Source organism: Limnothrix sp. PR1529 (genome assembly GCF_002742025.1).
Taxonomy (GTDB): domain Bacteria; phylum Cyanobacteriota; class Cyanobacteriia; order CACIAM-69d; family CACIAM-69d; genus CACIAM-69d.
On record NZ_LIRO01000008.1, the window covers coordinates 32774 to 56685 of the forward strand.

Annotated in this window: 20 protein-coding genes and 1 tRNA gene; 8 read left to right on the forward strand and 13 right to left on the reverse strand. The window is 56.8% G+C overall.

Annotation, left to right across the window (positions count from 1 at the left end; all coding sequences use genetic code 11):
* Positions 1-40: 40 nt before the first annotated feature.
* The 3 genes from AMR42_RS00940 to AMR42_RS20115 all read right to left on the reverse strand — a co-directional run bounded on the left by AMR42_RS00940 (position 41) and on the right by AMR42_RS20115 (position 2347).
* Positions 41-595, reverse strand: a complete 555-nt coding sequence (locus AMR42_RS00940) for a Uma2 family endonuclease (protein WP_099531598.1) — start codon at positions 593-595, stop codon at positions 41-43.
* Between the two features lie 68 nt (positions 596-663).
* Complete coding sequence (gene hemW / locus AMR42_RS00945; RefSeq protein WP_099531599.1) at positions 664-1911, reverse strand: radical SAM family heme chaperone HemW; 1248 nt, start codon at positions 1909-1911, stop codon at positions 664-666.
* 268 nt (positions 1912-2179) lie between these two features.
* Entirely contained in the window at positions 2180-2347 is a 168-nt protein-coding gene (locus AMR42_RS20115; RefSeq protein ID WP_158234307.1) for a hypothetical protein, read from the reverse strand.
* Between AMR42_RS20115 and AMR42_RS00950 the strand changes: the two genes are divergently transcribed.
* Positions 2337-3413, forward strand: a complete 1077-nt coding sequence (locus AMR42_RS00950) for a PIN/TRAM domain-containing protein (protein WP_099531666.1) — start codon at positions 2337-2339, stop codon at positions 3411-3413. The genes AMR42_RS20115 and AMR42_RS00950 overlap by 11 nt on opposite strands.
* Positions 3414-3494: 81 nt before the next feature.
* Complete coding sequence (locus AMR42_RS00955; protein WP_099531600.1) at positions 3495-5276, forward strand: ABC transporter substrate-binding protein; 1782 nt, start codon at positions 3495-3497, stop codon at positions 5274-5276.
* Between the two features lie 152 nt (positions 5277-5428).
* Here AMR42_RS00955 and gmd read toward each other — a convergent pair whose 3' ends face one another.
* From gmd to AMR42_RS00980, 5 genes are all read right to left on the reverse strand, one after another.
* Positions 5429-6517 (reverse strand): GDP-mannose 4,6-dehydratase, encoded by a 1089-nt coding sequence (gmd, locus tag AMR42_RS00960; RefSeq protein ID WP_099531601.1) that lies wholly within the window; start codon positions 6515-6517, stop codon positions 5429-5431.
* A 202-nt stretch (positions 6518-6719) separates the two neighbouring features.
* The gene (locus AMR42_RS00965) at positions 6720-7424 is read right to left on the reverse strand and encodes a sugar transferase (protein WP_099531602.1); all 705 of its coding nucleotides are present in this window, start codon (positions 7422-7424) and stop codon (positions 6720-6722) included.
* A gap of 123 nt (positions 7425-7547) precedes the next feature.
* On the reverse strand, positions 7548-8498 hold the full coding sequence (locus AMR42_RS00970; RefSeq protein WP_099531603.1) for a hypothetical protein: 951 nt from the start codon (positions 8496-8498) through the stop codon (positions 7548-7550).
* Between the two features lie 100 nt (positions 8499-8598).
* Positions 8599-9201 carry a peroxiredoxin gene (locus AMR42_RS00975; RefSeq protein ID WP_099531604.1) on the reverse strand — a complete coding sequence of 201 codons (603 nt, stop codon included), beginning with the start codon at positions 9199-9201 and terminating at the stop codon, positions 8599-8601.
* Between the two features lie 81 nt (positions 9202-9282).
* Entirely contained in the window at positions 9283-10218 is a 936-nt protein-coding gene (locus AMR42_RS00980) for an ABC transporter permease (protein WP_099531605.1), read from the reverse strand.
* A gap of 114 nt (positions 10219-10332) precedes the next feature.
* On the opposite strand from AMR42_RS00980, the gene AMR42_RS00985 reads away from it, so the two are divergent.
* Positions 10333-10806 (forward strand): ferredoxin, encoded by a 474-nt coding sequence (locus tag AMR42_RS00985; protein WP_199858044.1) that lies wholly within the window; start codon positions 10333-10335, stop codon positions 10804-10806.
* Between the two features lie 196 nt (positions 10807-11002).
* On the opposite strand, the gene AMR42_RS00990 is transcribed toward AMR42_RS00985, so the two are convergent.
* Positions 11003-12616, reverse strand: a complete 1614-nt coding sequence (locus AMR42_RS00990; RefSeq protein ID WP_099531606.1) for an NB-ARC domain-containing protein — start codon at positions 12614-12616, stop codon at positions 11003-11005.
* A 548-nt stretch (positions 12617-13164) separates the two neighbouring features.
* On the opposite strand from AMR42_RS00990, the gene btpA reads away from it, so the two are divergent.
* Positions 13165-14007 (forward strand): photosystem I biogenesis protein BtpA, encoded by an 843-nt coding sequence (btpA, locus tag AMR42_RS00995; protein WP_099531668.1) that lies wholly within the window; start codon positions 13165-13167, stop codon positions 14005-14007.
* Positions 14008-14102: 95 nt separating this feature from the next.
* On the opposite strand, the gene AMR42_RS01000 is transcribed toward btpA, so the two are convergent.
* Positions 14103-16178, reverse strand: a complete 2076-nt coding sequence (locus tag AMR42_RS01000) for an alpha/beta hydrolase (protein ID WP_099531607.1) — start codon at positions 16176-16178, stop codon at positions 14103-14105.
* A 241-nt stretch (positions 16179-16419) separates the two neighbouring features.
* On the opposite strand from AMR42_RS01000, the gene thrC reads away from it, so the two are divergent.
* Together thrC and AMR42_RS01015 are read left to right on the forward strand one after the other, a co-directional pair.
* Positions 16420-17772: a threonine synthase gene (gene thrC, locus AMR42_RS01005; RefSeq protein ID WP_099531608.1), complete on the forward strand. Its 1353-nt coding sequence runs from the start codon at positions 16420-16422 to the stop codon at positions 17770-17772.
* A gap of 360 nt (positions 17773-18132) precedes the next feature.
* Complete coding sequence (locus AMR42_RS01015; protein WP_099531610.1) at positions 18133-18408, forward strand: MoaD/ThiS family protein; 276 nt, start codon at positions 18133-18135, stop codon at positions 18406-18408.
* A gap of 278 nt (positions 18409-18686) precedes the next feature.
* On the opposite strand, the gene AMR42_RS01020 is transcribed toward AMR42_RS01015, so the two are convergent.
* From AMR42_RS01020 to AMR42_RS20120, 3 genes are all read right to left on the reverse strand, one after another.
* Positions 18687-20318 carry a 2-isopropylmalate synthase gene (locus tag AMR42_RS01020; RefSeq protein ID WP_099531611.1) on the reverse strand — a complete coding sequence of 544 codons (1632 nt, stop codon included), beginning with the start codon at positions 20316-20318 and terminating at the stop codon, positions 18687-18689.
* A 281-nt stretch (positions 20319-20599) separates the two neighbouring features.
* Complete coding sequence (locus tag AMR42_RS01025) at positions 20600-21118, reverse strand: NYN domain-containing protein (RefSeq protein WP_099531612.1); 519 nt, start codon at positions 21116-21118, stop codon at positions 20600-20602.
* Between the two features lie 162 nt (positions 21119-21280).
* Complete coding sequence (locus AMR42_RS20120; protein WP_158234308.1) at positions 21281-21451, reverse strand: hypothetical protein; 171 nt, start codon at positions 21449-21451, stop codon at positions 21281-21283.
* 102 nt (positions 21452-21553) lie between these two features.
* Here AMR42_RS20120 and AMR42_RS01030 point away from each other — a divergent pair.
* Positions 21554-21643, forward strand: a tRNA-Ser gene (locus AMR42_RS01030).
* A 644-nt stretch (positions 21644-22287) separates the two neighbouring features.
* Positions 22288-23637, forward strand: coding sequence for an ABC transporter substrate-binding protein (locus AMR42_RS01035; protein ID WP_234406438.1), 1350 nt, complete (start codon positions 22288-22290; stop codon positions 23635-23637).
* Positions 23638-23912: the final 275 nt, after the last annotated feature.

Sequence of the window (23912 nt, forward strand, 5' to 3'; positions counted from 1 at the left end):
CAGGAAGCGTTCGGAAATGACGATCACGGCGAAAATGGACTCAGATGCCAAGAAATTGCACATCTTCGTATAAGTCCAGCACCGCAATTTCCAAATTCCAGCCCACTATTTGGAATCGATCGACTGGGCCAAATTGCTCCGTTTCCCAGATACCGAATGAATTTTTCTGGCGCACTTCCACTTGCATTTGATCTTGGGCAATTAAAAGATAAGTTTTTAGGGTTTCTAGTTGCTGATAGTCTTCAAATTTAGCTCCCCGATCGAACCGCTCCGTGGAAGGGGATAGCACTTCAGCAATCAATGAGGGATAGCACTTAATATATCGATTGTCCCGATCTCGTGGATCGCAAGTAACGAACACATCAGGGTAGTAGAAAAAATCATGATTTCGCCCCACTTTCACGTTGCCTGAGTGGACGAAGCAGCCTTGCCCCTTCAGGCGCGATCGCAGCAGGCTCACCAGCGCTAGGCTGATCAAGTCATGAACATCACTTCCACCGGCCATGGCATATACCAAGCCCGATCGATATTCATGGCGCATGGGGCTATTGGCTTCTAGGTTGAGATATTCCTCGGGGCTGAAGAAAATTGGCATTGGATCAGTTAAACCAAAAGAATGATCGCACCGATCATAGTAAGCAGTATCAAGATCATTAGATAGCTCTATGGTTCTTGTTCCAAGGTGCTGAAAATTTCCGCCAGAATGCTGTTAGAAAATAGCAGACCATCCGGTTCTGAAAGAGCAAGCCGATCGCCCGATCGCACCACCCAACCCTCCGCCACAAATCGATCGAGGCATTGCAACACCCGATCGACCCAAACCGTGCCAAATTCTCGGCGCAGGGGTTCCAAGGCCAAACCCTCCGCCAACCGCAACCCCAACATCAACGTTTCTGCCAATCGATCGGGCGCAGATTGAGGTGAAGCGGGTGGTTCAATTGCGCCGTTGTTCAGCCAATCGTAGTAAGCAGCTCGGGTGCGGGGCCGGCCAAAGCGCTGCCCGGCCACGTAGCTGGTGGCTCCCATCCCAAAACCGTAGTAGGGGCGATTTTCCCAGTAGGTGCGGTTGTGGCGACACTGAAAGCCCGACTGGGCATAGTTGGAAACTTCGTAGTGCTGAAAACCCGCTGCCTGGAGGGTTTGGGAAGCCATTCGATACATTTGAGCCGTTTGTTCATCGGAGGGTAGGGGCCGATCGCCCGGTTGGTAGCGCCGATCGAACACGGTTTGCGGCTCAATGATCAGGTCATAAACCGACAGGTGCGCCGGGCCACAGGCCACAGCCCGATCGAGGGACGCTTGCCACTGGTCGATCGACTGATTGGGTAATCCCGAGATCAGATCTAGGCTCCAATTTTTGACCCCCGCTGACTGCAAAAGGGCCACGGCCTGTTCAATATCTTGGACTCCATGCGATCGGCCGCAAGCGGCTAACAATTCCGACTGAAAGGCTTGCACCCCCAGGCTAATGCGGTTGACCCCGGCCGCCAAAAAGCCCGCCAACCAAGCGCGATCGAACGTGCCCGGATCGAGTTCCATGGAAATTTCCACTTGGGAAGCCAACCCAAAGCGGCGATCGAGCAGTTGCAAGAGCCGATCGACCTGTTCGGGGGCCAGCAGGGACGGCGTGCCGCCCCCAAAAAAGACGGTTTCCAAGGGCGGTTGGTCTGCGGCGGCGCGATCGGCCCCAAGGGTGATTTCCCGCTCCAAGGCTGCCAAGTATTCAATGATTTGGGGGCTGTTGCGACCTGTGGCGGGTTCCGGTGGTTGGTCGGGGCGATCGCGGAAGGTTTTGAACTCCCCCACCACGGAAATGGGGAAATCGCAATAAAAGCAACGCCGCCGACAAAAGGGAATGTGCAAATAGGCGGCCCGGGGCGGGGACAGGGCCAGGGCGACGGGATGACTCATGGGATTCTGTCGGCGTTTCGGGTCGGTGTTTTGGGTCGCTGTTGCCGGTTAGCTCGATCGGCTTGTGGAAATCGGCTGGCGCGATCGCGTGCCTTAGCTCGTTCGATTCGCTGACCAGATTTGCTGGCCCGATTTGCTGGCTCGATCGGTTAACCGCCCTGGGTTTCAGCCAAAGCCACCAAGTCACGGGGCTATAATACTCATCAAATTCTGTCAAGAATTGGGCGCAATCGTTCTGAATCGCCGCCCATGGGCGGCCGATCAAGGACTAGCAACCACCGCGACCCATCCCAATTCGACTCAGCCCCCACCCACCGAAGAGCCTGCAATTAGCCACCGCGATCGTTCCTGCATCCACCGCCTGCAAGCAATGCTCTGAGCAATGGTCGCGATGACTCGGGCGATCGTCCACTCGATCGATGACCATGATTGACACCGTAATTATCCTTTCATTTCTGATCGCCGGTGCGGGCATTGGCTTTTTCGGCATTGACTTTTTGCCCGCCCAAACCCTGGCCCAAGTCACCAACCGCGAAGGTCTCAGCTTTGCCACGGGTGGTTTTGGGGCCCTGATTGGCTTGGTGCTGGGACTGGCTTGCCAAACCACCTACCGACGCATTGAAAACCAGGTGCGCCAAATGCCCCCCGATCGGCTGCTGACCCGATCGGGTGGGGTGGTGTTGGGGCTGTTGATGGCCAACTTGATGTTGGCTCCTTTATATCTGCTGCCGTTTCCTTGGGAGCTGGCCTTCATCAAACCCCTCGTGGCGGTGTTGGGCAGTGTGCTGTTTGCGGTCACGGGCGTATCGCTGGCCGACACCCACGGGCGATCGTTCCTGCGGTTAATTAACCCCAACAGCGTTGAATCCATCCTGGTCAGTGAAGGAACCCTGGCTCCGGCGGCCGCCAAGGTGGTGGACACCAGTTGCATCATTGACGGCCGGCTGACGGCCCTGCTGGAAACCAAATTCATTGAAGGGCGCTTGATTGTGCCCCAGTTTGTGTTGCAGGAATTGCAGCGCATTGCCGATTCCGCCAGCGACCAAAAGCGATCGCGCGGGCGGCGGGGTCTGGATATTTTGCAGCAAATGCGTGAGGCCTATCCCGATCAGCTAACGATCCACTCCGCCGACTACGAAGACATCACCACCGTCGATGCCAAACTGGTGCGACTGGCCCAAGAAATCAACGGCGCATTGCTGACCACGGACTACAACCTGAATAAGGTGGCCACGGTGCAAAACGTCCCGGTCTTGAATGTCAATGACCTGGCCGATGCCCTGCGCCCCGCCTACCTGCCCGGCGACAGCATTGAGCTAAAAATTGTTCGGGAAGGCAAGGAACCGGCCCAAGGGGTGGGCTATCTCAGCGATGGGACGATGGTGGTGGTTGAAGATGGCAACTCCTATTTGGGCGGTGAATTGCGGGTGGTGGTCACCAGTGCCCTGCAAACTTCCGCCGGGCGGATGATTTTTGCCAAACCCGAAGCCGCCGTTTCATAGGCCATTTCATAGGCCATTGCATCTAGGCCATTGCATCAAGGTTAGGCAGCGGTTCGGATCCAGAACAAAGCAACAAGGAACATGGCAACGTTAACGGATTGGACGGTGGGGCTAACTCGGCGGCGGTTGCTGTGGGCCTTGGGGGGACTGTCGATCGCGGCGATCGGGGGTTGTGGGCGATCGGGCAGCACGGGCGGTGGCGGGCGATCGCAACTGGTCACCAGCATCCTCAGCGAACCCAAAACCTTCAACTACGCCATTAACGAAGAATCGCCCAACATTTTCGGCATCACCTACGAAGGCCTGGTGGAAGAAGATCCAGAAACCGGCAAGGTGGAACCGGCCCTGGCCGCAGGCTGGGAAATGAGCAACAACGGTCAGCGGATCGTTGTCACCCTGCGATCGGGGTTGCGTTGGTCAGACGGTGCGCCCCTCACTGCCGATGATGTGTCCTTCACCTTCAATGAAGTCTTCTTCAATGAAGCAATTCCCACGGGTATTCGAGACGTGTTGCGGGTGGGCCAAAGCAACGCGCTGCCCCAAGTGAAAATGCTGGGCCCGCTCCAGGTGGAATTCAGCGTCCCGGAACCCTTTGCTCCCTTTTTGCGGAGTTTGGGCGTGGGCATTTTGCCCGCCCATCGCCTGCGCCCCACCCTCAAAACCAAGGGAACCGACGGCCGGCCGCAATTTTTGACCACTTGGGGCGTGGACACTCCGCCCAGCCAAATTGTTGGCAATGGCCCCTACCGACTCAAGGAATATGTCACCAGTCAACGGCTGGTCTTTGAGCGCAATCCCCACTATTGGCGCAAGGGGCCAAACAATGCGCCCCAGCCCTACATCGAAGAGTGGGTTTGGCAAATTGTGGAATCCCAAGACACCTCCCTCTTACAGTTTCGATCGGGCGGTTTGGACTCGATCAGCGTCACCGCCGACTATTTTTCCCTGCTGAAACGGGAGGAAAAACGCGGTAACTTCACGATTTACAACGCTGGCCCCACCTTGACCACTTCGTTCATCTGCTTCAACTTGAACAAAGGCCAACGGGACGGCAAACCTCTCGTTGATCCGGTCAAGTCTGCTTGGTTTAATGATTTGCGATTTCGGCAGGCGGTGGCCCACGGGATCGATCGCCAAACCATGATTGACAGCATCTTTCGGGGGCTGGGGCAACTGCAACATTCCCCGATCGCCAGCCAAAGCCCCTATTACCTCTCGCCGGAACAGGGGCTGCTGACCTATGGTTTCAACCCGGAGCGATCGCGCCAACTGCTGACCGAGGCCGGCTTCCAAAATCGCAACGGTGAATTATTCGACGTGGCCGGCAACCGAGTGCGCTTCACCCTGATCACCAACGCAGGCAACAAGATTCGCGAAGCCATGGGCGCACAAATCGCCCAAGACCTGGCCAAACTGGGAATGAAGGTTGATCTTCAGCCGATCGCCTTTGGCAGCTTGGTTTCCAAACTCTCCGATAGTTTGGATTGGGAATGCCATTTGCTGGGATTTACCGGCGGTGTTGAACCCCACGGCGGTTCCAATGTGTGGCGGGTCACGGGCCGGCTCCATGCCTTTAACCAAACGCCGGATCCCGGCAAGCAACTGGTGGGCCAGGAATTTGCCCCCTGGGAATTGGAGATCGATCGCCTCTATGCCCAAGCCTCCCAGGAGCTAGATGAAACCAAGCGCCGCGCCCTTTACGCCCGCACCCAGCAGTTAACCCAGCAATATCTTCCCTTCATCCACCTGATCACGCCCTATTCTCTGGTGGCCGTGCGAAACACGATCCAAGGGCTAAAGGTGAATGCCCTCGGCGGCGCATTCTGGAATATTCACGAGTTGCGGCTCGATCGGGAAGCTTGAGCAGGTCTCTGAGCAGCCGAAACTGCCACCCTGTGCGCCCCAGCGATCAACGCAGACAAACGCAGACAAGGAGCTAAAGCCCCTTGCCCCCACGACTGATGATTGGACTGATGATTGGGGTGCTTGGGCCAAAGCCCCCTGGTTTTCACGCATCAACCACCCAAGTCCACCGTAATCGGTGAATCCTGGCGCACGGTGGCCGCTTCTCGATGCATCAGGGCCTCCCCTTCTCCGGGCGGCTCCAGCCCGATCGCCCGCAGATCCGCATCCACCATGATCTTGACCAATTCCTCAAAGGTCACCGACGGTTCCCAGCCCAGCTTTTCCTTCGCTCGGCCCGCATCCCCAATCAACAGATCCACTTCAGCCGGCCGCAAGTAGCGCGGGTCAAACTCCACAAACTGCTGCCAGTCCAAATTCACATAGCCAAAGGCCACATCCAAAAACTCCCGGATCGAGTGGGTTTCATTGGTGGCCACCACATAGTCATCGGGTTGTTCCTGCTGCAACATCAGCCACATGGCCCGCACGTAGTCCTTGGCATAGCCCCAATCGCGCTTGGAATCGAGATTGCCCATAAAGATTTTCTTTTGGGTTCCGGCCAAAATTCGCGACAGGGCCCGCGTAATCTTGCGGGTCACGAAGGTTTCACCCCGACGGGGCGACTCGTGGTTAAACAAAATGCCATTGCAGGCAAACAGCCCGTAGGACTCGCGGTAGTTCACCGTTTGCCAATGGGCATAGACCTTGGCGCAGGCGTAGGGACTGCGGGGATAAAACGGGGTTGTTTCCTTTTGGGGAACCTCCAGCACCTTGCCGAACATTTCGGAAGAGCCAGCTTGGTAATAGCGAATTTCTTGGCCGGTGCGTTGTTGGGTTTCGCGCAAGGCCTCCAAAATTCGCAAGGTTCCCAGCCCTACGGCATCCACGGTATATTCCGGCTCGTCAAAGCTCACCCGCACATGGGACTGGGCCCCCAGGTTATAGACTTCGTGGGGCTGAATTTTGTCGAGGATCCGGCGGAGGGTGGAGCCGTCGCACAGATCGCCGTAGTGCAGAAACAGCCGCACACCTTCGTTGTGGGGATCTTCGTAGAGGTGATCGATCCGATCGGTGTTGAAGGTGGAGGTGCGGCGGATGATGCCGTGAACTTCATAGCCCTTTTGGAGCAGCAGTTCCGACAGATAGGAGCCGTCTTGGCCGGTAATGCCGGTGATTAGGGCGCGCTTGGGTTGCGTCATTAGGGACAGGGTTTACGACTGAAGGGAGGTTGGGATCGTCTGGGCTGGGCGATCGAACCTGAAGGGAGAACAGCACCGCAACCCAAGCGCGATCGAACCGTCGCCATTATCCATGACGATCGAGCAAGGCCGCCACCAACCGCAGGGCATCGTTGCGGGCGATCGTTGCGGGTCATTGCTGATGGATCGAGGACGCTAGGGCCTAGTAAGCGCCGTTCTCCTTGGTGGCCACCACCACCCAGAGGGTCTTTAACACGATCCAAATATCAAGCCAAAGGTTCCGAGCGCTGGCATAGTACACATCGATCGAAATGCGGCGATCGTAGGGAATATCGTTGCGTCCCGACACTTGCCATAGTCCAGTAATTCCCGGCTTCACGGTCAGCACCTTATGGATGTGACGACCATACATGGGCAATTCTTCGGGAACCAACGGGCGTGGCCCCACCACACTCATATCCCCCAGCAATACATTTAAAAACTGGGGGAATTCGTCCAAGCTGGTCACCCGCAAAAAGCGACCAATCCAGGTGATGCGGGGGTCGCGCTTGAGCTTGCAGGTGGCGGCATATTCGGCCTGCAAGGCGGGATCTTTGGCAATCATGGCGGCTAGCATTTCATCGGCGTTCACCACCATGGTGCGAAATTTGATGCACCGAAAACGGCGAAAGTTTTTGCCGACGCGACTTTGGGTATAAAAAACGGGGCCGGGCGAACTGAAGGCCACAAGGGCAATCAGCAGCAGATACAGCGGCGAAAAAACAGTCAGTACAAACAGGGAAAAAACGATGTCAAACAGTCGTTTAACAAAGTCCGCATTCAGGTTGCTGATAACGGCAGGCCCGAGGCTTCGACGGGAGGTCGATCGCCCGGCCCGGCTGGCAACGGAAGGACTCTTAGCCAGCATGACACTCCTTCAAGTTTGTTCACACCACACCTGAGCCTAATGATAAGGCTTGGTTCCGAAAGTCCGGCCCGGACAATACGCTTCAAGAACTGACTACCGGGGCGATCGAGCCAATTCCGATGGCTAATTCTCGGTAGCCAGGGCCGCCAACCAGGGCTGAATTTGCAAGTCATATTGGCCTGCCTGTTCCGGGGGATACCAACCCTGTTCGATTTTGGCCAGAATTTGCGGCAGGGCGGCTAAAAATTCGGGCGATCGGAGGTTGGGGTGCACCGTCCAAGCATCGGTGGACGGCAGCACTGCCCGCCACCAGGGGCCCAGTTCCAGCCGTTTGGAAACCATTAATTCCCAGGAATCCAGGCGACCGCGCCCGGTGGTTCCATACAAGGCGGTGCGCAGGGCGGTGGGGAGCTGATCGAACCAGGGCCGGGGCGATCGATGCCACAAAATGGGCCAGGGCAAGAGTTGGTCAAACCGGCGGCGATCGATCAAAAAGGCGCGGCTGCTGAAGAATTTGAAGCGATAAAACCCATCGGGGTCTTGGGTGAAGGGTTTGACCTGATGCATGGCATCGGCCGGCGGCCCCGTCAGTGGCCGCACAGACATCACATCGGGCCGAGCCTTGAGCAGTTCCACCCCTTCGGAAATCCAATCATGGCCGGGCTTTTGATAAAGCATCATGTCGCTGTCGAAGTGCAGCAGGTAGTCACCCGCGATCGCTTCGAGGGCGTAGAGGCTGCCAAAAATGGGGTAGCCCTTCCAGTTGTGGGTGTGGGGCAGGGGCCAACCGAAGTGCTTGCGGTAAACCTGGGGCCGTTGGCCATAGTCCATGTCTGCGAGCCGATCGACAATGCCGCGATCAAGCAGTTCTTGGCAGGCGGCCCGCAATTGCTCGATCGTCCCCAGGCCCGGCCGCTGCACCTTATCGCCAGACAGGGGAGCCGTATCCACAAACAGCACCCGCTCCACAAAGGGAAAGTTGCAACTCCGAACCAGGTGCGGAATGGTGTGCATCATGAATGGCAAGTCCGTGCGGGCCACCATGATCGACAGGGAACAAGAGGGAACAGCCACCGCGATCGCAACTCCTCAGCTCAAGGTTATGAATTCAATTGATGAATTCAATCGATGAATTCGGCCAATTCCACCCTACTTCGATCGCCCCGGCCGTCAATCAGCCGACTTTCTGCAACTGATCCAGCCGTTCCAACACTTCCGCGCTGTGAACCACCGGCCGCACCTTCAAGAATCGATCGCGCAGCATCCCTTCCGGGTCGATCAGATAGGTATGGCGCATGGACATGGGATTCATCCAGGAACCATAGGCCCGGCTGACGGCCCCGTCGGTGTCTGCCAACAGGGGAAAACGCAACCCCTCCGCATCACAGAATTCCGCGTGGCTGTCCACATCATCGGCGCTGACTCCCAAAATTTGGGTGTTACGGGCTTGATATTGGGGCAAGTCGCGCTGGAACCGCTGGGCCTCGATCGTGCAGCCGGAGGTGAAATCCTTGGGGTAGAAATACAACACCACCCACTGGCCTCGGTAATTTTGCAGCGAAATCATGCCATCGCCGCTGTTGCTGGGCAGGGTGAAATCGGGAGCCGGGGCATTCAAGGCCGGCTGAGGGCCACCCAAGGCCCAGGCGGCATTGGGGCCAACAAACCACAGCACCAGGGCGATCGCCCCAGCCAAACAACCCACCAACGCGCGATCGAGCCAATGGCGCACCCGAGCCAAAGACCCCGAGGGAGCCAAACGGTGTGAAAGCAACATCAAACAAGCCTCCTCAGACCTGAGTTTCGGAATTGGGGTTAATCAACGGTTTTGACGCTTGGGGCCGATCGAAATTTCGGACTAAACCTCAAACTCCGCGCCCCTGATGGCCAAGTCGCTGGTGGTGCGACGCACGGCCACGTAGCTGCCCAAGAGGCCCACGGAACAGCCAAACCCCACCAAAATCGAAAGCAACAATAGCAAGTCAGAACCCGTGAGGGGCAAGTCTCGGGCCAGCAGTTGCACCAATCCCAAGCGGCTGTTCAGCAAGGAACCGAGGGCCTGTTGCAAGGCCATGACGGCCAAACTGGCGATCGAGGCTCCCTGGACTCCAAAAACGGCCCCTTGGAGAATAAAGGGCAGATAGATCCACACAGGGGTTGCCCCCACCAGTTGAGCAATTTCAATTTCCTGACGACGGGCGGCCACCACCAACCGAATGGCGGTGATGATCGTGGCGATCGCGGCGGAAACCAACAGGACGATCGTGCCCGTGGCCACCACCTTCAGCCCCCAATCCAGTTCCCGCAGCCGCACCACCACTTCCGCCGCATACCGGGCCGCATCTACGCCGGGCAATTGGGCAATGGTGGCCGCCAGTTGGGGAGTCAGCTCGGCCTGGGCTGCCTGGGCTTTTAGCTCGTCGGTGAGGGGGTTGCCTTCCAACTGTTGGGTGGCGCGGGCAATATCCGAAATGCCCAAATCCCGAACCAGGTCTTGCCAGGCCTGATCTTTCGGAATCACTTGCACGGCCACCACGCCTTCGAGCTGGGCGATTGATCGGGCAACGGCGGCGGTTTGGGCCCCGGGTTGCAAATACACGCAAATTTCGAGCTGGCTCCCCAGTTTGGCCAGGGCCCGATCGAGATACCAAGTGCCCTGCAAGCTAATGCCAAACAAAAACAAGGACACCGCCACCGTACCCACGGCGGCCCAGTTCATCCAGCCGCCCCGTCGCAGGCCTTGCCGGGTTTCTTGCCACAGATACAGCCAAGGGATGGCCGTCCGATCGCCCATGGGGGTTGCCTTCGCCTCCGACTCGCCTCTGAACCATCATAATCAGAGAAATGGCGGTCTCGGCTCCTGGCCAGACTCCTGGCCCCATTCATTCCACACCCTCGAAAGCCGCTCGTGACACACTCTGTGCCCCAATCCACACCCAACTCCACACCAAACACGCCCAAGCACACCCCGGCTACCGCTATGACCAACGCCGCTGATTCTGAACTCCAGTCCCAAAACCAGCCTGCGGCCGAGTTGGGTACAGGGGAAAATGGGCGATCGATCCTGATTTGCCAGAACGTTCACTGCTACCGCAATCGATCGGGAGCCGTGCTAGCCGCTTTCCAGAGCGCCGCCTTGCCAGCGGGGGTCACCGTCACCGCCAGCGATTGCCATGGCCAGTGCCATTTAGGCCCCAGTGTGCGAATTGTGCCCGATGAAACTTGGTATGCCCGGGTCGAGCCAGCGGATGTGTCCAGGATTGTGGAGGAACATCTGCGGCAAAATCACCCGGTCTCAGATTTGCTGAATCCTCGCTTACATATGGATTACAGCGCCTATTACGGCCAAGCAAGCTACGGTCAAACCGGGGCCGCCTCCTGAGCGTTGGTCAAAGGGCCCATTCCAAGTCACGATCAAAAAATTCACCCCCCAACGCTCCAAGCAAACGGAGGAGAAGGGAGGTGAGGGTTAATCAACGGTCTGAAGGGACTTCAGTCCCTTATTACAGCGACATTACAGCGACTGGCGCACCAAAACTCAATCGTTTCAGCCTCGCGCCAGCCGATGACGACGGCCCCTAGGCTTCAACCGGAGGCAGATCCAACCGCAACGAATCCAAAACGCTTTGGACATTGCTGGTGGCATAGCCCACTTCGAGGGGGAACTTGGCTTGCAAAACGGCCAACACCCGATCGAGCTGACCTTCAAGCTGGCGATCGTTGCGAATCAGCTTCCGCAGCCGATCTTTAACAGCCGGCAGAATCGGCCCCGTGTCTTTACCCTCAGAGGCTTCGAGGGCATGGGTACGGAACAGATCCAGGCGATCGATCTTTTGCGTGCGCAACAGGTCTTGCAATTCATAGCAAGCCCGATCGGTAAATTCTTGGGTCACATATTCCAAGACCACCGGTTGCAAGCCAAACATGGCCCCACCGGCCGCGCCACGCTCAATCAGCGATCGCCGGCCCAGGGATTCCAACGCTTCGATTAATTCCGGTTGCGAGAACGGAATCGAAATCTTGTCGCGCAGTTGGCTCAAAGACAGAGGTTGCTGTTCGATCGCCAACCAATAAACAATCGCCCGTTCAATATCCGACAGACGATCAAACTGGCGTTGCAACAAATCGCGAATATCCCCAAACACCAGGGTCGATTGCTTCAAAAACTCCGACACCCGACCGCCAAACAGTTCTTGAATCGTGGTCGAAGCAATCTTCAAGGTGAGCGGGTTTCCCCGATACAAATCAATCAACTCCTTCCAGAGTTTTTCCTCTTGCAAGCCCTTGTCGCGGAAAATTTCACCCGCTTCATCGGGGCCCAACGCGCCCAACTGCGACACCCGCACCGGCAGCGTATTGCCCTCTAGGCGAGCCACCTCACGGGGCTTTTCGGAACTGGTGAGCAGCAAGCAGCTTTGGTGCGACTCTTCGCCCACCCGGCGCAGCAATTCACCATAGTCCTCAAACCCGTCGCGGTATTGTCCGGAGATATCCCCTTGGCGCAATACCGACTCCACCCCATCCAGCACCAACAAGCAGCGGTGTTGACGCAGATAGTCAATCAACAACGTAATGCGGTTGTGGGCACTGTCTGGCAAATAGGTTTGGCGCTTGCGAGACAAGGTTTGCACCAACCGGCCAATCACCTCGCGGGGCGAAACCCCATGGCGGAGCGATCGCCAAATGATGAACTCAAACTCGTCTTGCTCTTCAAGCGATCGAGCCAAGCGAACTGCCAGCGCCGTCTTACCGATCCCCGCGATCCCCAGCAAGGCCACCACGCGGCAGTGATCTTGAGAAATCCAGGTTTGCAGGGCAGTCAGCTCCTGCGCACGGCCATAGAAAGCCGAAATATCCGGCGCTTCTCCCCAGTCATACTGAGGCGGCAACTCGCCCACTTCCACTTCGGGGGTGACCGGAATTGCCACGATCGGCCCTTGTGTTTGGCGGGTTTGATACTGAGACACCAAAATCTGCTGAAGCTTGGCCAATTTTCCTGGCCCAGCACCAGCGATATGAAACTTTTTATACACTTCACCCAAGCGCTTACGGGCCGCTTCTGGGCGGATTCCTAGGCGTTGGGCAATGGCATTCATCGGCTCACCATTGATGGCTGCGGCCAGCACATCCAGCTCGGTATTCGAGACACTATGCTCCTTCGCAATTTGTCTCAAAAAGTCTTGAGGAATCAATTCACCAATCTCTCTGTACTAAACAATCTTCGGCCTTCATCTTAGCCTCGAAAATGTATTTCTTATATGAATATTTTCTAGACATGAGTTCGTAGCTATCAGGGGAGAGTGGGATAAGCTCTCGCATCTCGCACGGTGGAATATTGCGTTTTCAAGATACTTGTGCCTCCCAGACAGGTTTTGCCCTGCTCTGGCCAAGGAGTCTTGGAATTCAGGGTTTTCTGAACATGAGTTTATGGGCATTCACTACAGGGGTGGATGGGGTCGCAATCACTCTGCAAATAGCGGACAGGGAGGCAACCCAAACACCACCCCAAACACCACCCCAGACCCGACTCAGAAATGAACGAAGATCGACGGCGCACCCTGCGCCCAAAAACTTGCCCGGGAACTCGCCCGAGAACTTGCCCGAAAACTTGCCCGGGAACTCGCCCGAGAACTTGCCTCAAAATTTGCCCGAAAATTTGACCCGACTGGGATCCCTAAGCTCGATAGAATGGGGGGTGCTAGCAACGCCGCTGTGTTTCGCCGAGTTTTCAGGTCTTTGCGTGGATCTAGATCGAGTCTTTAAACATCCTAAGCCAATCATTGGAGTCGTCCATTTGTTGCCGCTGCCGAGTTCTGCGCGGTGGGGACTGAGCCTTAAGGCAGTTATTGAGCGCGCTGAACAGGAAGCAGTGGCGCTGGCTGCCGGTGGGGTGAATGCGATTTTGGTGGAAAATTTTTTTGATGCCCCTTTTCCGAAAGATGCGGTTGATCCGGCGGTGGTGAGTGCCATGACGCTGGTGGTTCACCATTTACAAAATTTGGTGACTTTACCGATCGGGGTGAATGTGTTGCGCAATGATGCCCATTCGGCCATTGCGATCGCCTCTTGCACCGGGGCGCACTTTATTCGGGTCAATGTGCTGTCGGGGGTGATGGCCACCGATCAGGGATTGATTGAAGGCCAGGCCCACCAGCTCCTGCGTTACCGGCGGGAACTGGGCAGTGATGTCAAGATTTTGGCGGATGTGTTGGTGAAACATGCTCGCCCGATCGGGTCGCCCAACTTGACAGTGGCGGTGCAGGACACGATCGAACGTGGCTTGGCCGATGGGGCCATTTTGTCAGGCTGGGCCACTGGTAGCCCGCCAAACATTGAAGATTTGGAATTAGCCAAGGCTGCGGCGGGAGATACGCCGATCTTTGTGGGCAGCGGGGCTAATTATGACAATGTGGCGCAACTGCTGGAAGTGGCGGATGGGGTAATTGTGGCCAGCTCCCTGAAGCGGCGAGGCCGGCGGGATTTGCCGATCGACCCGAACCGGGTTAGCCAGTTTGTGGAGGTGGCGCGGCGGGGCCGGCCGGCTCCGGCGATCGTTGTCCCTACGCCTACACCCATGAGCTGATGAGTTGCACCCATGAGTTAGCACCCATGGGCTGGCACTCAGGAGCTGGCACTCAGAGGCTCAGGCCTAATTAATCGGCACTAATCAGTCCAGGGTTATGGCTTGGACGGCAATGCAATGGCGGGGGCCAGTTGAAACCCGGCGATCGCCCCTTGCAAAATGGCTTGGCGCGATCGCTGGCGCAAGCTTTCCACTGCAATGAGATACGTATCCTGGCCGTCGGTGGTGGCGGCCACCTGCACCGGGTTTTGGGGACTGGCATAAAGCTGCCAAGTGCGCCCGCCCACCTGCCGGGATCCTTGGGCGGTCAAGGGCACGGTCAGCCCCAGCCGTCGCAAGGCTTGGGGGCCGGTTTCGCCCACCACCCACATGAAGCTGATGCGGCCTTCATTCGGTTCTGTTTCGGGCGATCGCCACAGGTTGGTCAAGATCGAATCTCGCTGCCAGCCCAAGGGGACGAGCGATCGAACTCGAGTGCCCCACACCGCGATCGCGTGTAGGGCGGGAATCATCGGCACTTGGGGCATAAATTGCACTTGAGCCGCACAACGCCCATCGGGAGCTTGGTTTGGATCGCGCAAAAAATCGCGAACCAGGCGGTTGGCGCAATCACTGCTGGCAAAGGCCCCATGGCCCAACCCGGGAAAGGTGTAGTGATAGGCGCGGGACAGGCTGGCTGCCACCTGATTGCCAAAGGGTGGCGGCGTGACCGGATCTAAGTTGCCCGACAGCAGCAGGGTTGGAATGTTGGTGCTCACGGGGCGGTTGGCTTCGGGGCCCAAGGTGGGGACTGGCCAGAGGCGGCAACTGTCTAGAAATTCTTGTGGATCGGTGCTGAGGGAGCGCAATTCCGGCAGAATGCTGCCCAAGTCGGTGGTTCCGGGGGTGGTGAATCCGGCTTCTTCAGCACAAAGCACCGATTGTTGCATTCCGTCGGCTAGGGGGCTGAACCAATCGGACGCTAGCTCCGTGAGGGAAGACCAGTCGCCCGATCGCATTTCGCGCAGCCATTCCGGGAGTTGCGGAATTAAGCTGCTGTCGTAGAGCGCTGAAATGACCAGGTTAACCAGCCCATCGCCGTCGATCGCCACGGTGCGCCAAAATTGCTCACCATTGGCGGCCAGGACTCGGCCCGATCGCCCCGCTTGCAATTGCGCATCCACATAGGCGATCGCGTCAAAGCCTTCAGTGGTAATGGGCTGGCGCTCCAGTTGGGCCACCACGGCTTGGAAGGTTTCTTGCAGACGGGGATATTCTCGCTGGCAAACGGGCGATCGTCGGCATTGTTCAAACAGTTGCCGCAGGGCCCGATCGTGACTGCGCAAGGATTCGGTGATGTAGTTGGTGTTTAGGGGAACCACCGCATCTAGGATCACGCTCCGCAGTCGATCGGGATGGCGCTTCATCAGGTGTTGACCCAACATTGTCCCGTAGGACACCCCATAGAAATTGAAGCGGCCATAGCCCAGGGCAGACATCACCAGCGGGATATCGTCAGCATTTTCCCAACTGTTATAGGCTCCCAGGTCTATCCCCTGGCCCAAGAGCCGATCGCGACAGGCCCCATAGGCCGCCAGGGTTTTTTGGTTGATGGTTTCCTCGCTGAGCTGGGGCAGTTGGGGCGCAATCTGTCGATCGACCTCGTAGATTTCTTGGCAAAACAAATAGGGCTGGGAAAATTGCGTGCCCCGTTGCTCAATCAACACCAAGTCCCGATCGCTCAGGCCCGGCGTGGCGGCGATGGCTTCCCACCAAGGTTCCAGCAGCATCAGGGTGGAACCACCGGGCCCTCCCTGGGCCATCACCAGTGGATCCGGTTGGGCCTGGGGGCGATCGCTGCGAATTTGGGCCACGGCCAGGCGAATCGTGGGCCCCGTGGGGTTGGCATGGCGCTCCGGCACGGTCACAAAACCACAGCGCAACCGATCGCCCAACCGAGCCAAGGCCTCGGTGCGCAGCAGCGATGGGCAAGGGGCCGCTTCAAATTGACCGATGGGCAAGGGGGGTGACGTAAGGGCAAGGGCAACCGATGGGGAAAGGAGGCGGTTTCCGGCCACAACACCCAGGGGCAACCCCGTGGAAAAACCATCCCCCCAAAGGGTTACCGCCATGGCACAGCCTGTCACCATCACCCACCGTTGCCACCAACGCCCCCTCCGCCCGATGACCATCACAGTTTCTTAAGAAAAATAAAAATTTTGTAGCAAGGTGCGATCGATAGCTTAACCGATGGCGGGCGATCGACATATCCCTTTACAGATCCGGGTTTTGGGCGTTGAAACGGGTGTAAAACAAATCCCGACTTTTTTAATCGGGATTGTTTGCAGGCCCCTTGTAACCCGTGATACGCTTTTTGCATTCGATGGGATACTCCCTAATCCCGTTGCCGCAAAACAGGAGCGAAACCGCCCCATGACTGGAGTTCTCGATACCCGCCGCACCGCCACCGAATCGCCCGATCATCAGCACAGCCACCCAGCCGATGGCCACCATAGCCACAGCGGCCACTTTACGCACCTGAAGTGCAAAGAATGTGGTGCTGAATACGAAGCCACCGCCATGCATGTGTGCGAGTTGTGCTTTGGCCCGCTGGAAGTGAAGTATGACTACGAGGCGATCGCCCGCAACGTATCGCGCGAAAAAATCGCGGCCGGCCCGAACTCCATCTGGCGCTACAAAGATTTTCTGCCCGTAGGCAGCGACCCGATCGACGTGGGCACGGGCATGACTCCCCTCCTGAAGGCTAACCGCCTGGCTCGTCGTTTGGGTCTCAAGAACCTCTATATCAAGAACGACGCGGTGAACATGCCCACCTTGAGTTTCAAGGATCGGGTGGTGTCCGTGGCCCTGACCCGTGCTCGCGAGCTGGGCTTCACTACGGTTTCCTGCGCCAGCACCGGCAACTTGGCTAACTCCACAGCGGCGATCGCAGCCCACGCGGGTTTGGAATGCTGCGTGTTCATTCCCGCTGACCTGGAATCGGGCAAGGTGTTGGGCACGTTGATCTATAACCCCACCGTGATGGCGGTGCGTGGTAACTATGACCAAGTGAACCGTCTTTGCTCGGAAGTGGCCAACAGCTACGGCTGGGGCTTCGTGAACATCAACTTGCGTCCTTACTACTCTGAAGGCTCCAAGACCTTGGGCTTTGAGGTGGCGGAACAGTTGGGTTGGCAACTGCCGGATCACATTGTGGCTCCGTTGGCTTCTGGCTCCCTGTTCACGAAAATCCACAAGGGCTTCCAAGAGCTGATCGCCACGGGCTTGGTGGAATCGAAGCCCGTGAAGTGTAGCGGGGCCCAGGCGGAGGGTTGCAACCCGATCGCCACAGCCTTCAAGGAAGAGCGGGACTTTATTGCCCCGGTGAAGCCCAACACGATCGCCAAGTCGATCGCGATCGGGAACCCCGCTGATGGGATCTATGCGGTGGAGCAAGCCCGCAAAACCGGCGGCCACATTGAAACCGCCACCGACGAAGAAATCGTGGAAGGGATCAAGCTGCTGGCGGAAACCGAAGGCATCTTCACGGAAACCGCTGGCGGTACGACGATCGCCGTCTTGAAGAAATTGGTGGAAGCGGGCAAGATTAACCCCGACGAAACCACGGTGGTTTACATCACCGGCAATGGTCTGAAAACCCAAGAGGCGGTTCAAAGCCATGCGGGTCAACCGTTGGAAATTGATCCGAAGCTGGATAGCTTTGAGCGTGCTTGGGATCGGGCCCGCACGCTCGATCGCCTGGAGTGGCAACAGGTTTTGGTCTAGGGATTTTCCCAAAAACCGGGTGATTCGCGGCTTGGGTTGTGAATCACCCCCACCGCGCGGGAGTTGGTCACGCGCTCATGGCTCTTGCCCATGGGGAGCCTGTCCACTGACCTGGCCAGCCCAAGCGGCGGCCGACCGAACCCCACCACCGAATCCCACTGGGGTGAGGTTAGGAGGCTAGGGCCAATCTCGGGCGATTCATGCCTGCTGTTTGCGGGTTTGCTTTTGACTGTTGTTGATTGTTCGCAATCATGATTCGTCGTCACGACTCGCAATCACGATTCGTTGTCACGATTCGAGGATTGATTCGATCGCCTGCCCTTTTTTTGCGTTGTTCTGAGTTTCTGAATCTGCACGACCATGGCCATTAAAGTTTTGATTCCTACCCCGCTGCAAAAATTCACCGAGGATCGGGCCGAAATCGAATGCAGCGGCGACACGATCGACGCGATGATCAATTCCCTGGAAGAAAGCTGTCCGGGAATTAAGGAGCGCATTTGCGATGAGCAAGGCAAACTCCGCCGCTTCTTGAATGTCTACGTGAACAGCGAAGACATCCGATTCCTGGATGGCCAAGCCACCAGCCTGGCCGACGGCGATGAGGTGAGCATCGTGCCGGCCGTCGCGGGCGGTTGAACCAAGGCTGCGGTTGATTCCTCGGAATCCCCGTTGGCAGCTTCCCAGCTTTTCAGTTTTTTCAGTCTTTGGAGAAAGTCGGGCGATCGCCCTAGCGCATCAATTGGGGCGATCGGGATCCGATAGACTTCACTAAATTTGCGGCAACACGAGGGAACCCTAGCGGTATCCTCGTTTTTTCTTTTGGTTTGGTTGGGGGTCAGGCGCTGAACCTGCCCCCCAATCGATCGCCCCAATATCGCCCCCATTTAGGAAATTAGGGACTCATGGGGCAAGACTTACCCGATCGAGACCGTTTCCGTTTGGGGATTGCGCTTCCCTTCCGTTTGCAGGGCCGCCGCCAACCGGTTGAGGGCGCTGACGTAGGCTTGGGCGGAAGCCACCACGATGTCGGTGTTGGCCGAATGGCCCGAAAACACCGTGTCCGCGTGGCGAATCCGGATCGTGACTTCGCCCATCGCATCGATCCCTTCCGTCACCGACTGCACCGAGAATTCGATCAAGTCGTTGTCGATTTGGGCGATCCGGCTGATGGCGCGGTAAACCGCATCCACGGGGCCCGTGCCGGTAGCCGCATCGGTGCGATCGCTCCCGTCGGGCATCCGCACCGTGACCGTGGCCGTGGGGCAGGACTTATCCCCGCAGGACACTTGCACATGCTCCAGGCGGTAGAGTTCCGGCACTTGGCGGATTTCGTCGTTGACGATCGCCTCCAAATCCCGATCGCTCACTTCCTTTTTCTTGTCCGCCACGTCCTTGAACCGCACAAAGGCCTTGTTCAATTCCGTTTCGGTCAGCTCAAAGCCCAACTCCTTCAGGCGCGTGGCGAAGGCATTGCGACCCGACAGCTTGCCGAGGACAATTTGATTTTCCGTCCGCCCGATCGTTTGGGCATCAATGATTTCGTAGGTCAGCTTGTTTTTGAGCATCCCGTCTTGGTGAATACCCGACTGGTGCGAGAAGGCGTTGGCCCCGACGATCGCCTTGTTCGGCTGAACGATCATGCCCGTCAGTTGCGAGACCATGCGCGAGGTGCGGTAGATCTCCTTCAGGTTCACGCCGGTCAAGGGTTCTTCCGACTCCGGAGCGCGACCAAAGAATGGGTTATAGAATGATCGCCGCACGTGCAGCGCCATCACCAATTCTTCCAGGGAGGCATTGCCCGCCCGTTCACCGATGCCGTTCAGGGTGCATTCCAATTGGCGTGCGCCGTTTTGGACTGCCGCCAGGAAGTTGGCCACCGCCAAGCCCAAGTCGTTGTGACCATGGACGGAAATCACTGCCTGATCAATGTTCGGCACATTTTCCTTGATGCCGCGAATCAGCGCGCCGAACTCGTCAGGGGTGGTGTAGCCCACGGTGTCGGGAATGTTCACCGTGGTGGCCCCAGCGGCGATCGCCCGTTCCAGCACTTCATAAAGGAATTCCGGATCGCTGCGACCCGCATCCTCCGGCGAAAATTCCACATCGTTAGTGAAGCTCTTGGCGTAGGCCACCATTTCTTCAGCGATCGCCACCACTTCCGGCCGCTCTTTTTTGAGCTTGTACTTCATGTGGATATCGGACGTGGCAATGAAGGTGTGGATCCGCCACTTCGATGCTTCCTTCAGAGCTGCGGCCGCTGTTTGAATGTCTTCCTTGCGGGCGCGGGCCAAGCCGCAAATGGTCGGGCCGTTGGGGGTTCCCACTTCGGCGGCAATCCGTTGCACGGCATCGAAGTCCCCGGGGCTGGAGAAGGGAAAACCGGCTTCGATGATGTCCACTTGCAGTCGAGCTAGCTGGCGGGCGATCGTTAGCTTTTCTTCGACGTTCAGCGATGCGCCGGGCGACTGTTCGCCATCACGCAGGGTGGTGTCAAAAATCAAAACGCGATCGGGATTAATTACCGGGCCAGCAGACTGAGCGGTCATGAAATTACCTCCGAGGAATCGGCCGCGACCAATGCGGACAACTATTCATAAGGGACAACCAAAAATGCAAAAGCGCAACGCTAAATTTAGGTTGCGCCCATGGGGCTTATTCTAACGATTTTGGTTGCCGATCGCGCAAGGGGCGATCGGGATTGTGATCGGTTGATGGGATGGGCATCCCGAGTATGCCCATCAAATATTTGGACAATTCAATCGGGTAGGGGTGCACCGCTGTGCGCCCACAGTCAGCGATCGCTGAAGTCCCGATGAATAGTCATTGGTTAATAATCCGACTTTTCGATTTTGCGGCGGATGTCGTTGAGGTCAATGTAGCGATCGGTCGCATTGCGCAGTTCCCGGGCAATCATCCCTTCGGTGGAAACCACGGTGATATGGGTGTTTTTGGAGCGCAACAGCTCGATCGCCCGCTCAAAGTCCCCATCCCCACTGAACAACACCACTGCATCATATTGATCCACGGTGTTGAACATATCAATTACGATTTCAATGTCCAGGTTCGCCTTTTGGGAATAGCGCTCAGACTTGTCGTCGTAATATTCCTTCAGCAATTTGGTGCGAACCGTATAGCCCAGATTAATCAATGCATCCCGAAATCCCCGTTGATCCTGAGGATCCTTCAGCCCCGTATACCAAAAGGCATTAATCAATTGCACATTAGCTGGTTCGGTGAAATATTCAAGAACCCGCCGAGGATCGAAAAACCAGCCATTCTTTTGCTGGGCATAAAACATATTGTTGCCATCCACAAAAATGGATAGACGGGCGGTATTAATTGTCATAGAGAAGGAAGCCTAGCTGGTTGATTCAGATGTTTTGAGAAGTGTTTAGGGATTTAGACGCTAGCGTATGGCAGCTTGGTCTAACGAAGGGGCTGGCTGAGGGTTAGGGTTGGCTGATGCTTGAGACCCCGATACAGCGGGAGCGATCGCGCCGTGAGCTGCCTAATTTGAGCCTAGCACTTCATAATATTCCTTAACTTTTACATATTCCTTAACTTTTACACAAACCGCCGAGGGGCCGAATCGCCCGATCGCCCCCACAAGCAATCCTTTGCGGCCACCGCTGAGAACACCGCCCCCCGAAACTGACTCACCACGATCGCGGCTGGTCATGGCTCCCTGAAAACAAAAAAATCGAAACTGTTCCCAAAACCCTTCACAGAATCAAAAAAACTCTGCTACTATGTAGCTCGCGTTGTCAACACAGCGCCTTCTGGAGAGATGGCTGAGTGGTCGAAAGCGGCAGATTGCTAATCTGTTGAGGGTCGTTTAGACTCTCCGAGGGTTCGAATCCCTCTCTCTCCGTTCTGAACAGGCTTTGAGCTAGGGTCTGGGTTCAAGGCCGAACCATCAAGGCCGAGCCATTATCAATAGAATGGCAAATAGCTGCCAATGACTGTTCAAGCGCGATCGGGATAGTCATCACTCGCAGATATTTTTAAAAAAATATTCTTAAAAAAATATTCTTAAAGATCCATCAGCCTGAGCGGATCTCCAAACAGCCAAATCTGAACAGCCAAATCTAAACAGCCAAAATTAATCCGTGGTCGATCGACGGAGCTAAAGGGCTGAAATGCCTGGCATCCACGACTATGGGTGCTTTGCCAGTCTCCAAAGATACTTTTCAGACATCCCTCAGGGGCAATCATTGAGATGCATGAGCGCATGGAACACTCATGGATTGCGGAGATGAGTTCTAGAGATGAATTCTAGGGATCAGTTTCAGAGATCGAGCCGGAATATTAGATTGAGAGATTAAATCCGCCTGGGCTTCAGACCGGCCCCTGATTTGATCAACTCATTCGATCAACTAATCTGATCAATTAACTTGATCAACCCAGGAGCAAACTCAGGGCCGAGACTCCTGGGCGATCGATTTGCTCGATCGAGCCAGAACGGGCTAAGACTAGGCCGCATTGGGTTTTCCAATTCTTGAGGAGTGAATGACCATGACTGCGATGCCCGAGCATCACGACCCCATGAAACCACAATTGACCTCGCGAGCCAGACAGCCGCGTCGCGCCTGGCCCGCCCTGATGGCCGTGGCAGCCTTGACCAGTTTGCTCGGAGCCTGTGCCGGACAGCCCAACGCATCCCCCGCCGGAGGCAGCCCGGAAGCCGCTGCGCCTGCCGATGGGCTGAAGTTGGGGGCCCTGTTGCCCACCACAGGCGATTTACAGTCGATCGGGCAACCCATGTCAGAGGTTTTGCCCCTGGCCGTGGAAACCATTAACGCCTGCGGGGGCGTGAACGGCAAACCCGTGAGCCTGGTGCTGGCCGATGACCAAACGGATCCGACCGTGGGCGTGGAAGGGATGACCAAGCTGGTGGAAGTGGACAAGGTGGCCGGGGTGGTTGGCTCCTTTGCCAGCAGTGTTTCCGGCGCGGCGGTGGATGTGGCCGTGCGCAACAAGGTGATGATGATTTCGCCCGGCAGCACCAGCCCCGTCTTCACGGAACGGGCGAAAAAAGGCGAATTTCAAGGATTTTGGGCCCGAACAGCCCCGCCGGACACCTACCAGGCCGAAGCACTGGCCAAGCTGGCCTTTGAGCGGGGCCACAAGCGGGTTGCCACGATCGTGATTAATAACGATTACGGCGTGGGCTTTGAGCAAAAATTCATCGCTGCGTTCAAAAAACTGGGCGGCACGGTGGTGAACGAAGCCAAACCCACCCGCTATGACCCCAAGGCGGCCACCTTTGAATCGGAAGTGAACGCGGCCTTCAGCCAAAAACCCGACGCGGTGGCGGCAATTCTTTATGTGGAAAGCGGGGCCCTGTTGTTGAAGGCGGCCTATGAGCAGGGCCTGAGCAAGGGGGTGCAAATCATGCTGACGGACGGCATGAAAACGGACGACCTGGCGAAACAGGTGGGGATGGGATCCGATGGGAAACCGATTGTGGCCGGGGCGATCGGGACAGTGCCCGGAGCCGACGGTGAAAGCCTCACGGCCCTGACGGAGTTGGTGCAACGAAAGCTGAACAAGGCCCCCGCCGCTTTTGTGCCCCAAACCTGGGATGCGGTGATGTTGATGGCCTTGGCAGCCCAGGCGGCCGGCGAAAACACAGGCACAGGGATCCAAAGCAAGATTCGGGAAGTGTCTAGCGGCGACGGGGAAGCGGTTACCGATGTCTGCAAGGGGCTGGAGTTGCTGAAGGCGGGCAAGAAGATTAACTACCAGGGCACAAGCGGCAACGTGGACATTGACGAAAACGGCGACGTGGTGGGGAACTACGACGTTTGGAATGTGGAGAGTGACGGCAAGATTTCGATTAAGGGCAAGGTGAAGCTGCAATAGGGGGCGATCAAATCTCGTCGAACCCAATTAAGCTTCAACAAACTTCATAATATTCGGCACTCAGTGCCACTGGGGCGATCGAGCAGGCTGCAATGGGCCACTCGATCGCCCTATTGATTGCGGTGGCGTGCTTCCTGTCCCGGCCCCTTTCCAAACAGCACCCATTGATCCAGATTCAAATAGGAAAATTCAATCAAACAATTAAGTTTTTATGTCAGTCTCTAATTGACCAAGGCGATCAATCCTCAAGCGCTCCATAGTATAGTCGTTAAGTC